Source organism: Flagellimonas alvinocaridis (assembly GCF_965248585.1).
GTDB lineage: Bacteria > Bacteroidota > Bacteroidia > Flavobacteriales > Flavobacteriaceae > Flagellimonas > Flagellimonas alvinocaridis.
On record NZ_OZ252111.1, the window covers coordinates 1,783,549 to 1,796,103 of the forward strand.

Genomic DNA, 12,555 nt, shown 5'->3' on the forward strand with positions numbered 1-12,555 from the left:
AAAACACTAATCTTAAGCCGAATAGTTTCATTTACGGTCTTTGAGGCGATATACAAATTTAAGCCCGCTCCAGTCTTCATCAATAGCAGCCACTTTAGTATCCACAAGGCCTATGGAAAGAAAATGCTCTCGAATGTGGTCTCTATTGAGATTCGTTTGGATTTTGGAAGTACCCTTGGGCCAACTCACCCATAAACTACCGTTAAGTTTTAGGTGTTCTTTGCAATGCCCGGATTGTAGAATCATTTCCTCTTGGGTAGTTATAAATAGATGGATGAAATCTATTCTGTCTTTTCCGAAGCCCTGTTCAATGTTCAATTTATTGGGAAGGTCTGCAAAAAGACTCCAATATTGTTTAGGGGCATTTAGAATCAAAACAGAAAAACCTTCTTTAATACCAAGCTTTTTTGCTAGTGGTGTTCCAGAATATCCCGATGCTGCTTTCATAATAAATTAAAATTAAACAACCAAAAAGTTGCGTAATAGAAAAAGTTTTGTAAATTAGCAACCAATAAGTTGCATGAATATAATCAAAAAACGATAGATATGAACGATGTAATTAAAAAAGAACATGTATTTGCCCATCCCATTCAAAAAGTATGGGACGCCATCTCCAAAGCGGAAGAGATCTCCAAGTGGTTTCTCAAAACCGATTTTAAAGCCGAAAAAGGCTTTAAGTACACCTTTCAGTCCAGTGGTGAGGCCGATTGCACCCAAATTACAGGTGAAGTAAGAAGTGCCGACCCCTACACTTTAATTTACACATGGATTGTGAAGGATACCAATGTTGAGACTGTGGTTTGTTGGGAACTTGAAGAAACGGATGAAGGAACCAAACTGTATTTGGAACATTCCGGTATTTCAAACTATCCCGAAAATTCTGCGGTTACATTCTTCAATAGTTTTGATTCGGGTTGGGAGCACTGTGTGAACGACCTCAAATCATTCTTAAAGGAGGAAGTACATGCAGGATAATGTTACAAAAATCTTCAAGGCCATTGCCGATCCAAAAAGGCGTGAAATATTTCACGCCTTGATCATTGCTTCCTCTGCCCTATCCATTACACAGATCTGTGGTCAGTTTAGCATCAGCAGGCAAGGGGTTACCAAGCATATCAAGACCTTGGAGGAGGCTGGTTTGGTTACCATTTCGTCACAAGGAAGGGAGCGCTTTTGTATGGCCGATGCACAGCCGCTCAAACAAGTTTCTGAGTGGATGAAATTCTATGAAAAATTCTGGGATGGTGCGTTGGACAATTTAGGGGCCTATCTGGATGAAAGCTAATGGATTATTCATTACTTCTGTGGATATGACGGGTTAAGCTAAGGATTTGTATTTTAGGGATATGAATCAAATTGGCGCCTTACGGGATATTGTGAAGAATCATCTGCTTGTCCAAATCCAAAATGGGGAGCTGGAAGTGGGCAAAACCATTAATTTGGCCCAACTTTCACGTGATATTGGGATAAGCGCCACTCCAATCCGGGAGGCTTTGAGCCAATTGACCTATGCAGGGGTAATAAAGGCAGTGCGAAATAGAGGCTTTGTCATTGCACAATTAAGTGAAAAGGAAGCCAAACACTTGTACGAAACCATAGCGCAACTTGAGGTAATGGCCTTGGAAGATTCCAATTTCAGTGCTGATTCCATGGAAAGATTGCGACGTACCTTGCATTTGTTTGATGACGAAAAAGACTCAACGGAGTGTTTACATCTTCGGTTTATGTTTCACAAGCTGTTGGTGCAAGACTGTGCCAACCCCATTTTATTGCAAACCTTGGACAATTTGAAACTCAGATTACGATTCTACGAGCAAGGTTTGATTCAAGACCTTTCCTTTTATGCAGAAATGAATCAACAAAACGAAGCAATTCTCAGTGCAATCGAAGAAGATAATGTGCCTACAGCAGCCCTTATTTTAAAAATGAACTGGATGACTGTATTGGAATATGTTACGAGAAAAATGACATCAAATGGAACAACACGGTTCCAGTAAAAAATAATTTGGGCTCCATTACGTTTTGATACAAAAACAGTTTCGATGCAATTTTTGAACAAAGAAATAGAAGCGTTGACCAAACGGAAAAAAACCAAGACATTGGTAAAAAGACAAGTGTCATGCGGAATTTTTCAGGATTTGGATACTGAAGGACTTCGAATCAATAAAAGTGCTCCTAGAAAATAGGCTATTCTTTGAATAGAGATTTGTCCAAACCGGGAATGAGCTCCAATGCATTCTTGTAGTATACCTTTTTAAGGACTTCATCTGGAAGATCCAATCCGTACATAGCCCAAAAGGCATGGTATTTTTTGTAATATGGAAAATACTCATCTGCGGTTTCCAACACCCTGAAATAGGTGGGAAACTCTTCAGGTTTCCAGCTATCTTTTCCGAATAGTATTCTGTCTTGATATTTAATGAAAAATGCCCGGGCACGTTTAGGTTGACGTCCCAACTCGGCGATAATGGCCCCAATACCCACATACATATTGGGCATTTCTTGCATCATGCCGTCCAATTGGTCTAAATCGTTCGCATACCACCCCATATGCGCATTAATGAACTTGGTCTTCGGATGTTTTTTAAACATACGATGTTGTTCATCAATAATCTGTTGCCAAGGGGCAGGGTCTGTCGCAGAACGCTTTCTCCTTGGGTGGGTCTTTAGCTCCAACCATCGTTCATTGTTTCTGTCCATGGGGTCCCAAAAGGATTTTGGGTCAGCGGAATGAATCAATACTGGAACGCCGAGCTCAGCACATTTTTCCCAAATGGGGTCTAATCTGGGGTCATCCACGGCGACTCGCTTGCCGTTCACATCAGTGTTTCTTAATCCCAAACTTTTATATACTTTCAATCCTTTGGCGCCACTTTTTACATCCTCTTCCAATTGTGCCGCGGCACGTTCTCCCCAATTGGATCCGCCAACGCCGCTAAAATCCACATTGGCAAAAATGGCAAACCGATTGGGATAGTGTTGGTTTACATTCCGCAATTTAGCTTTTAGGTCTTCTCCAGACCCACCGCTTAAATTCACCATAATACCCTCATTGAGCCTGTCCATATCTTTAATCAGTGTAGACAAGTTTTGGGTGTCCATGCGGAACTGGTGACTATGCACATCAATAAAGGTAAACTTGGCGCGTTCTACAGGATTTTTAGGAACCACTAAAGTGGATTTTGGATTGTATTCCTCAAATCCCATTTGCTGGGCATTACATTGAAAAAATATTAATATGTAAATTAAAGTAATACTATAAATAAATTTATTCATGAGTTTATTTATCAGTTAGTTGATTATAATCTTTAAGGGTGTCTATGTCGATTTCCCTTCCATGGGGATTTATGGCTATACAATTTTCGATTTGATTTTCAATTACATATTTTGCACCCACATCTAAATTGAGTTGGAGGAGTTCCGGAAAAGCAGCTTTTGGGAAAATTGCAGGAACGCCCATTTTTTTTCCATAGGAAGTTGTTATGATTTTGGACTTATCTTTTTCAAAACTAACCATTAGCTGATGCAGGTAATTTGCATCCAATAACGGTTGGTCGGCCAGCATGATCATGATTCCATCCAAAAAATCATTCTTTTCTAAAATGTGGTGCACACCAGCGGCGATGGAACTTCCCATTCCCGATTCCCAATTGGGATTGTAAATCGATTCGACCTTCTTGGGAATTATATTCTTGATGGTTTCGGCATTGGCCCCAATTACCACTGTTACCGAATCCGATACTTTTCTAGCTTGATCGATAGCATGTCCTAAGAGCGTGGTGTTTTTCCAAGGAAGGAGCTGTTTGGCCTTATCCTTCATTCGGGAAGAGGCCCCCGCTGCCAATACTAGAATGGAAATTTCGGCCATATTAAGTGTGTATTTTTCCCATTTTATCCTTCAAGAGTTGAGGCTCCTTTTTGTTGATCACAGATAAAATCTCGGACAAAATGGAGATGGCAATTTCCTGAGGGGTTTCCGCACCAATATCAATCCCTGCAGGCCCATGGATTTGATCCAGAAACGTTTCCGAAACATCAGGGCAACGTTCCAAGAGTTCATCAAATAGTTTCTCCCTTCGTTTAAAAGGTCCCAATAGCCCAATGTAAGCACCAAGTTCATCCTTTAGGGCCATCACGAATTGTAGGTCCTTGACAAAACTATGGGTCATAATGACTACGGCCGTTTGTGGATCTAGACTATATTGAAATGCTTCAGGCTCCACCTGAATGAGTTTATGGATGCCGGGGAAATCCTTTTCCGATTTTTCTTCCCTCGGGTTGACCACCACACTTACTTCCCAACCAGTAAGGGCTGCATATTTACATAATTGCACGGCATCGTGCTCCGCGCCTATGATCAACAACTGAAAACATGGTTGCATTTCCTGTTCAAAAATGGAAAGTCCTTCTTTTGACCCAACTTCATCGGTCACAGGGAACATGTTGTCCCCAAACTGGAAAACGGAATGATAGTTGGCGTTATCACTCTGCTCTTTTTGGTAGTAGGAATTGATTTGGAAGGGGTCTCTGTTTTCAATGGCATTCCAGAAACGGGTCAAAAAGGTTTCGTTGGGTTTAAAGGTTTCCAATAAGATATACAGGATACCCTCGCATCCTAATCGGTAACGTCCGTCATACACCATAATCCGGGAGATTCCTGTGGTAAAGACCGTTTGGGCCTGTCGCAGTACTTCTTTCTCCACACATCCACCACTCACGGCTCCTACCATGTCTCCATTCTCAAAAATGAGCATACGGACACCAGGCCTACGGTATGATGAACCATCCAAAGCAACCACAGTGGCCAGTATGGCAGCCTCACTCCTTTCCTGATAGCTTTGTATTATCGTTTTAAGTTCGTGTGTCATTGCCAAAGATTTCGGGTTGGTATAAACATTGCTTTAGCTTCTTTCTGCAGGCTTTCCTTTGGGGGAATCGATACGAATCCATCTACTTTGGAAAGTCCTACCAAATCCCCAGAACCGGATGATGACAGAACTTCGGCCATCAATCTACCTTCCTTCATATCAATTTTAGCTCCGATGAATAGGGTCAAATCCGTTTCGTTGGTAAAGGATTCACTTAAAAGTACGGCAAATTGTGGTGCCTCCCTACCTAAAGTTTTGTTAAGCCAAGCCTTAAAATACAAATGATAGTTGACGAAAGTGGAAACTGGATTTCCAGGAAACGAAAATATAATGGTTTTGTTTTTTGCATGTTCCCCAAACCAAAATGGTTTCCCTGGACGTTGTAGCACCTTATGAAAAACTTTCTCAACACCCAATACTTCGAAGGTTTTTGGCAGAAAATCGTACTTCCCCATGGAAACACCTCCACTAAGTAGCAATACATCATAGGTGTCCATGAGCTCCTTAAGGGTTTTTTCAATACTGGAAGGGTCATCCATTAGATGATAGGTGTTTGCGGTAATACGTTCCACTTCCAGAAGCGTCCGCAAAGAATGGGAATTGGATTTTCTAATTTGAAACGGTAGCGGAACTTCTTCCACATCTACCAATTCATTTCCTGTTGAAATGACGGCAACTTTGGGAAGTTTTTTCACCATAACCTGTGCCTTTCCCACCGAGGCCAACACTCCAATTTCAGCAGGAGTGATTGGGATACCTTGCTGAAGTAAAACTTCACCTTGATTAATGTCGCTAGCTTGATAATGTATGTTTTGCCCTTTTTTAATGGGTTTATTAACTGTAAATATGTCACCCTCCCTGGAAGTATGCTCGTACATGATCACCGTGTCGGCATTTTTGGGTACGATTGCCCCAGTCATGACTTCCATACAATTACTGCTATTCTCAAGGAGTATTTGGGGGGTTCCCGCTTGGGCCATTCCAGAAACGACAAAATTTTGTCCTTGGGATTTAATAGCATCAAATTGTATGGCAATGCCGTCCTTGGTAGATCTATCAAAAGGAGGAAAATCCCTGTCGGCTATAATATTTTCAGCCAAAACCCTCCCTTGGGATTCATCCAAGGATACAGTTTCCTTCCCATAATCTTGTGCATGGTCCAGCACTTTTTTTAGTGCATCATTAAATCCAATCATGAAAAAAAGTTTACTTCCAATCCGTTTTTGAGCAATACCCGAACCCCTACAAAGAGTACCAAAAAGCCAGTCAACAGTCGAATGCGTTTTGCGGACAGTTTTCCGATACTGAGCCGCACACCCAGTTGTCCGCCCATCAACACGGCAAATAGCAATCCCAATATTTCGGGCCAGAAGATTTCAAAAGAGTCACTAACAAACAATCCTCCAATACCGGAAACGGAATTGACCAAGATGAAAAAACTGGCCAAAGAGGCAATGACAATTGGTTTGTCCCATTTCATATGGTTAAGTACAGGCGCCAAGAATATCCCTCCTCCAATACCTACCAAACCGGATAAAAGGCCGATACCTGCTCCTAGAAGATAAGAAACATAGCTTGGATATTCCTTTACATTGAAATTGGAACGCAGGGAAAGGGTTTGGTAAATCAGTGCAATGGCTGATACGATCAAGGCCAAGGCCAACAAAATAAAGAAAACCTGCTCCTTCAACTTAAAGGAAGCGCCCAAAAAGGCCATGGGAATACTGGTGACAACAAATGGGATGAATTTTTTCAGAGGCAAATGCCCATTCTTGTAATAGAGGTAGCAGCTTCCCGTAACCACGGTAAGGTTACACAACAAGGCCGTTGTGCGGATAGCAAAGAAACTGGTCAAGACCAAGGTGAGGATGGCCAAGTAGCTAGACCCGCCTCCAAAGCCAACAGCGGAATAAAGGGTTGCAACCACAAAGAAAGCGAGGGTCAGTAAAATAAAATCTCCGGAAGCTAAGGACATAGGGTTTTCATTTTGTTCATGCCACCCAAGACGTTATAAAATTTTATGGCTGGGAAAGAGGTTTCCAATTGTTGTACGGCCTGCTCACTTCGTTTTCCCGATTGGCATATGACATATATTTCTTCCGCCCCAACAATGTGTTCCGATGCGGATTCCAACTGACCTAAAGGGATGTTGATGGATTCGTTCAGATGTTGGCCGATAAACTCCTCGGGAGTACGGACATCCAATACAAGGATACTTTGTTGGGATTCTAGCAGAATCTGGAATTCTTCAGCAGATATTGAAGGAACCAAACCACAATCCAAGGATTCGTATTGGTCTTGTAATTTTTTGATGTTATGGTTTTCAGGGGTGGCTTTAAAACCAATCTTGGTGAATTGTTGGCTCAGACCATCAAAGAGCAATAATTTTCCTGATAAGACCTCCCCTATTCCGGTCAATACCTTTACCACTTCCAGAGCTTGAAGCGTGCCAATGATTCCAGGAATTACCCCCAAAACTCCATTTTCATTACAATTGGGCACTTCTTGTGGACTTGGCATGTTGGGATATAAACAGCGATAGGTGGGTCCATTGTTGTAATTGAATACGCTCACATGTCCTTCAAAACTGTGCAAGGCACCATAGATAAAAGGTTTTTCCAAAATAACGCAGGCGTCGTTGATGAGATACCGTGTTGGGAAATTATCTGTGGCGTCCAGCACCAAATCATACGATTTAATGACCTCCAGAGCATTATCCTTGGTCAAAAAGGTGTCGTGTAAAATAAATTGCGTGCCCGAATTTTGGGCACTCAGTTTTTCATGGGTCACCTCCAGTTTCAACCTTCCCACATCTTTTTCGGTGTAGAGGGTCTGACGTTGCAGGTTATGCAGTTCAACAACATCTTGATCCATCAATCCCAAAGTGCCCACACCCATGGCATTGAGGTACTGCAAAGCTGGGAGGCCCAATCCGCCCAATCCCACGACCAAGACTTTTGCACTGGCGAGTTTTTGCTGTCCTTCCGGACCAAAATCCTTTAATTGGGTTTGTCTGATATACCTAGGTTCCATGGTTGATTGCTATTTTGGATTTTGCAAACTCGTATTCCGAAAGTGAATTGGCATTGTACAACACCTCGTCATGTTCGGGGAAGACCAACTTGGTATCCGTATTGAGCAAAAACTTTCGGGGACAGGAACTTTCCGATGTTTCCAAGTGGGTTATGGCCTTTTGAAGCCCTTTGGGTTCCCAAATGGTAATCAAAGGTTCGGGCAGCTTTGTTTGGTTGGTGGCAAAGGAAGTAGCTGATGCATTGGAATCCCTTTGTTCTACCAATTGTTTTAAACTTTTCAAGTCCAATAAAGGGAGGTCACAGGCCAACACTAACCAAGCAACATCTGAATGCAAAGCATGCGCACTAAGAATACCATTAAAAGGACCACGATATTCATTTTTGTCCACAATGGTCCTATATGCTTTTTCAACAGTTGCTTCCTGTTCTTCGCGAACGCTCAAGAAAACAGTATCGCATAGCTGTTCCAATAACCGGTAGAGATATTCCTGCTGAGGAACATCATGGTAGGTAATCAACCCTTTGTCCGACCCCATGCGGGTACTTTTACCTCCCGCAAGGACCAATCCGTATAATTTGGGTGTTGCTTTTTCCATTTTGTCTGCGTTTAGATCAAGATATGGGTTACCTATCCGCCAATGGATGTCATTGAACTATCAAAAACGGTATTGGAATGTTCGTTTTGTGCTTCAAATCCTGTTTTGGCCCTCGAACCAATGGTTTTTAAGATAGTTTCTTTCACTTTTTCCACTGATGATTCGCCACGAATTATATCCCGAAGATTTGCCTTAGGCTTTCCATACAAGCAGGTGATCACATCTCCAGTAGCTGTAACTCGCAAGCGATTACAACTGCCGCAAAATGTTCTGCTAAAAGATGGGATGATGCCAAAGGTTCCCGTATGCCCCTTAATCTTATAGTTTATGGATGTGGATTCCTTGGGCGACTCCAATTTCTGGTAATCAGGAAAGGCCCTGGCAATATGTTCCAATATGGCCTTATAGTTCCAAGCAATGGATTTAAAGTTTTTGCTTCCCCCATTGAATGGCATTTCCTCTAAAAATCGAACTGAGACATCATGGTGTTTCATAACGTCCAGAATAGGAATAATATCCTGCTCGTTTTGCCCTTCCAATACAATAAAGTTGATACGTACATTGAATCCTTCGGTAATTAGACGGATTAAATTATCATGGACGGTATCAAACTGCTTCCTTCGGGTAATACGTTCAAAAGTTTCCCTGTTGATGGAATCCAAACTCACATTAATATTTTTAATGCCCAATGCTTTAAGTTCATTAATATGGGGGCCAATCAATGTGGCATTTGTGGTGACCGAAATAGCTTTAAGGCCATCCAAAGTTGCCAAATGGCGCAGTAACACCATTAAGTCTTTACGCACAAAGGGTTCGCCTCCCGTGATTCGGATTTTATCAATGCCTTGGGAAACCAAAATTTCACTGACCTGTTTAAGTTCAGGGATGGTGAGCAATTTATCATTTTGGACAAAATTGATTCCCTCAGAAGGCATGCAATAGTTGCAACGGAGGTTGCATCTGTCGGTCACCGCCAATCGTAGATAATTAATTTGTCTTCCGTGATTGTCTATCAACATAAATCTAAATAACTGCTTTGTAATGGAAAGATACCGATTTTATGCGGATTATCCCCCACTCACTGGGGGGATAAGCGCAATCTCATCGTAGGAATTGATAGCATCGTCATCATCGGCATAGTTGTGGTTTACGGCCACGGCCAAGGAGGACAATTTGTTGAGTTCTGGGTAGTTGTTTCCCAAAAATTGTTTCAATTCCCTTACGGTTTTTGGTATTTGTTTACCGGTTACACTGGATGTGGGAACAGACAAAGTGGGACTTCCCACAATGTCCTTCGTGATTCCAAACAAAAGTATCGTCATATAATCAGCCTATAATTTCCTTTTCTGGTACTTTTAAAAGTTCTGGTGTTTTGGTAAATGGTTGTTTATAGAGTCTATTTCCTGTGGCAGATTTAAAAGCATTGGCCACGGCACCTCCTGCTGGCGGCAGAGTGGGTTCGCCCAAACCGGTTGGTGAAAGACCATTGTCTATAAAATGGGTTTCCACAACTGGGGCATCCTTAATCCGCAGCAATCGATATTTGTCAAAATTATTGGCGGTGGGCTTCCCGTCCTTAAATGCCAATTCCCCGAACATGGAATGTCCTACGCCATCCAACACACCGCCTTCCACCAAGTTTTTGGCTCCGAGGGGGTTCACCACAATCCCGCAATCCACCACACAGGTGATTTTTTTCAGTACAGGCTCTCCATTTTCAATTTCAACATCGGCCACTTCGGCCACGTGGGTGTTGTGGCAGTAATAGTTCACGAAGCCTTGGTGTACATGCTCCGGCTTTTTGCCCCAACCTGATTTCTCGACCGCCACTTTGATGACTTCTTTCATGCGCTCGGGAGAATATTGGATACGTTCATCTTCCTCAGGATTTACGTTATCCAACAAATCCAATCGCAATTGTATTTTATCCACTTCCATCAGCTCGGCCAGCTCATCAAAGAAACTTTGTTCGGCATAGGCCAAAAAGTTGGTATATGGGGCACGCCATGCGCCTGTGGTAATGTTACTGTCGTATTTAGCGGTATCCACTTGGTAGTTTTCAATGGCCCCGGCTGGGAAGAAATTGGGAACGAGGCCGTACATATTGGAATTCACGGCGGCCTCTTTTAAGTGGTAGGCCGTTACTTTTCCATCTTTCACTCCTGCCTTAATACGGTATTTAATGGACATTCTGTAGATTCCATCTTCCATATCCTCTTCCCTGGAGAAAACCAACTTTACCGGTTTTTTGGCTTTATCGGCAATTTCAGCAGCTTCTATGGCAAAGTTACCATAGAGTCTTCTTCCAAAACCGCCACCAATACGGGTCATTTCCAAATGGATATCATCGGCTTCGCGGCCTAACAATTGTGCCACAAAACCAGCAGTGCCTTCTGGAGTTTGTATAGGGCCCACTAGGTGCACTTTCTCTTCTGTCACATTTGCGAAGAAATTCATGGGTTCCATACAACTGTGCGGCAAGAAAGGGGATTCATAGGTGCGTTCCAGCACTTGGTCTGCTTCTGCCAAGGCTTTTTTTACATTGCCGTCCGAACGTAAAGTCTCAAATTTGTTCCCATCCAAAAGACTGGTCAGAATTTTGTCATGTTCCTCGGTACTTTCAGCTTTGGTGGCCTGTTCCCATTCGGCCTTGATGGCTTTTTTGGCTTTCATGACCTCCCATGTAGAGTTGGCGAGCACCACTATTTTATCACTGTCACTTATAATGCCTGTAATCCTAGGAACCGATTCTGTAAGTCCTCGTAGTTTTTCACCTATGGTGAAGATGTCCACCACACCAGGCATGGCCCTTGCGGCGGAATCATCATAGGAAACCAATTTTTGTCCAAAAGCAGGTGGACGCATTACAGAAGCATAGACCATGCCCTCAGTTTTGTAATCCATCCCGTATAAGGATTTTCCAGTGATAATTTTATCAATATCCACATTTGGGGTGTCTTTCCCCATAATCTTATATTCCGAAGTTTTTTTCAAGGGAACATTCTCAGGGACTTCAAGTTGGGCGGCATCTTTAACGACATCGCCATAGCCCAGGGTTTCTCCTGCTGCATTGGTGATGACCCCTTCGCTCACGGTACATTCCGATGGGTCCACGCCCCAACGTGCCGCTGCTGCACTGACCAACATTTGTTTGGCCGCAGCCCCGGTCTGGCGTAGGGCATCCCATCCAAATCGGATGGATTGGCTACCCCCAGCCACCTGTCGGGTGTAATTATTGGTATCCAAAATACCTTGTTCCACATACACATTGTCCCAAGCAACATCGAGTTCCTCAGCAATGATCATGGGCATTGATGTCTTTACCCCCTGCCCTACTTCGGGATTGGGGGAAAATATGGTGACCGCACCATTGTCTGCAATTTTGATAAAGGCATTAAAGTCGTTATAGTCCAAACTGGCCAAATCTATGGCAGGTTCGGCAATGACTTTAGGTTTGCACGCCTGGAAAAGGTTAAAGCCAATGAGCAGACCTCCTCCGGCTAGGGAAGAATTGCGCAAAAAGGCTCTTCTATTTAAAGTGTTGAATGTATTGTTAGTTGACATGATTCTGTTTTTAGGTGAAAAGCTGGTGTTAATCCATATTTTCCGCAGCGATCTGCACCGCTTTGCGAATTCTAGTGTAAGTGGCGCATCGGCAGATATTGCCGTTCATGGCATTCTCAATGTCCTCTTCAGAAGGATTGGGGTTTTTCGCCAAAAAAGCAGAAGCGGTCATGATCTGTCCCGCTTGACAGTACCCGCATTGGGGTACATCCATCTCTTTCCAGGCCTCTTGCACGGGATGGGTGCCATCTTCGGAAAGGCCCTCGATTGTAGTAATGGATTTTCCATCAATCTGGGCAAGGGTAAGGGAGCAGCTTCTCATGGCAGTGCCATCAACATGGATGGTACATGCACCACATTGGCCAATTCCACAACCGTACTTGGTACCCACAAGATCAAGGTGATCACGCAGCACCCATAAAACAGGAGTGTCTTCGGCAACATCTACAGTTTTGGATGCGCCGTTGACATTGATTTGATACGTTGGCATAG

The 12,555-nt window shown here is 43.0% G+C and carries 16 protein-coding genes; 4 read left to right on the forward strand and 12 right to left on the reverse strand.

Annotated elements, in window-relative coordinates; genetic code table 11:
• Positions 1-27: 27 nt before the first annotated feature.
• A complete protein-coding gene (locus tag ACP14V_RS08145) occupies positions 28-447 on the reverse strand; it encodes a DUF3052 domain-containing protein (protein ID WP_272610112.1) in 420 nt (139 codons plus the stop codon).
• Positions 448-546: 99 nt separating this feature from the next.
• Here ACP14V_RS08145 and ACP14V_RS08150 point away from each other — a divergent pair, with 99 nt between their 5' ends.
• From ACP14V_RS08150 to ACP14V_RS08165, 4 genes are all read left to right on the forward strand, one after another.
• Positions 547-975, forward strand: coding sequence for an SRPBCC family protein (locus ACP14V_RS08150; RefSeq protein ID WP_272610113.1), 429 nt, complete (start codon positions 547-549; stop codon positions 973-975).
• Positions 965-1,285, forward strand: coding sequence for an ArsR/SmtB family transcription factor (locus tag ACP14V_RS08155; protein WP_272610114.1), 321 nt, complete (start codon positions 965-967; stop codon positions 1,283-1,285). The genes ACP14V_RS08150 and ACP14V_RS08155 overlap by 11 nt, the downstream gene beginning before the upstream one ends.
• Before the next feature lie 61 nt (positions 1,286-1,346).
• Entirely contained in the window at positions 1,347-1,997 is a 651-nt protein-coding gene (locus tag ACP14V_RS08160; protein ID WP_272610115.1) for a GntR family transcriptional regulator, read from the forward strand.
• Between the two features lie 45 nt (positions 1,998-2,042).
• On the forward strand, positions 2,043-2,186 hold the full coding sequence (locus tag ACP14V_RS08165) for a hypothetical protein (RefSeq protein ID WP_201741879.1): 144 nt from the start codon (positions 2,043-2,045) through the stop codon (positions 2,184-2,186).
• Position 2,187: 1 nt separating this feature from the next.
• Here the strand turns inward: ACP14V_RS08165 and ACP14V_RS08170 are convergent, their stop codons facing one another.
• From ACP14V_RS08170 to ACP14V_RS08220, 11 genes are all read right to left on the reverse strand, one after another.
• Positions 2,188-3,207 (reverse strand): amidohydrolase family protein, encoded by a 1,020-nt coding sequence (locus ACP14V_RS08170; protein WP_272610116.1) that lies wholly within the window; start codon positions 3,205-3,207, stop codon positions 2,188-2,190.
• A gap of 73 nt (positions 3,208-3,280) precedes the next feature.
• A complete protein-coding gene (locus tag ACP14V_RS08175) occupies positions 3,281-3,868 on the reverse strand; it encodes a nucleotidyltransferase family protein (protein WP_272610117.1) in 588 nt (195 codons plus the stop codon).
• A gap of 1 nt (position 3,869) precedes the next feature.
• Complete coding sequence (locus tag ACP14V_RS08180) at positions 3,870-4,868, reverse strand: XdhC family protein (protein ID WP_272610118.1); 999 nt, start codon at positions 4,866-4,868, stop codon at positions 3,870-3,872.
• Positions 4,865-6,064, reverse strand: coding sequence for a molybdopterin molybdotransferase MoeA (locus ACP14V_RS08185; RefSeq protein ID WP_272610119.1), 1,200 nt, complete (start codon positions 6,062-6,064; stop codon positions 4,865-4,867). Before ACP14V_RS08185 ends, ACP14V_RS08180 begins: the two co-directional genes overlap by 4 nt.
• The gene (locus ACP14V_RS08190; RefSeq protein ID WP_272610120.1) at positions 6,061-6,843 is read right to left on the reverse strand and encodes a sulfite exporter TauE/SafE family protein; all 783 of its coding nucleotides are present in this window, start codon (positions 6,841-6,843) and stop codon (positions 6,061-6,063) included. The genes ACP14V_RS08185 and ACP14V_RS08190 overlap by 4 nt, the downstream gene beginning before the upstream one ends.
• The gene (locus ACP14V_RS08195; RefSeq protein ID WP_272610121.1) at positions 6,834-7,901 is read right to left on the reverse strand and encodes a HesA/MoeB/ThiF family protein; all 1,068 of its coding nucleotides are present in this window, start codon (positions 7,899-7,901) and stop codon (positions 6,834-6,836) included. Before ACP14V_RS08195 ends, ACP14V_RS08190 begins: the two co-directional genes overlap by 10 nt.
• Entirely contained in the window at positions 7,891-8,499 is a 609-nt protein-coding gene (locus ACP14V_RS08200) for an NTP transferase domain-containing protein (RefSeq protein WP_272610122.1), read from the reverse strand. Before ACP14V_RS08200 ends, ACP14V_RS08195 begins: the two co-directional genes overlap by 11 nt.
• Before the next feature lie 32 nt (positions 8,500-8,531).
• Positions 8,532-9,518, reverse strand: coding sequence for a GTP 3',8-cyclase MoaA (moaA, locus tag ACP14V_RS08205; RefSeq protein ID WP_272610123.1), 987 nt, complete (start codon positions 9,516-9,518; stop codon positions 8,532-8,534).
• 48 nt (positions 9,519-9,566) lie between these two features.
• Positions 9,567-9,821 carry a MoaD/ThiS family protein gene (locus ACP14V_RS08210; RefSeq protein WP_152130593.1) on the reverse strand — a complete coding sequence of 85 codons (255 nt, stop codon included), beginning with the start codon at positions 9,819-9,821 and terminating at the stop codon, positions 9,567-9,569.
• Positions 9,822-9,825: 4 nt separating this feature from the next.
• The gene (locus tag ACP14V_RS08215) at positions 9,826-12,063 is read right to left on the reverse strand and encodes a xanthine dehydrogenase family protein molybdopterin-binding subunit (protein ID WP_272610124.1); all 2,238 of its coding nucleotides are present in this window, start codon (positions 12,061-12,063) and stop codon (positions 9,826-9,828) included.
• 28 nt (positions 12,064-12,091) lie between these two features.
• Entirely contained in the window at positions 12,092-12,553 is a 462-nt protein-coding gene (locus ACP14V_RS08220; RefSeq protein WP_136567554.1) for a (2Fe-2S)-binding protein, read from the reverse strand.
• Between the last annotated feature and the right edge of the window lie 2 nt (positions 12,554-12,555).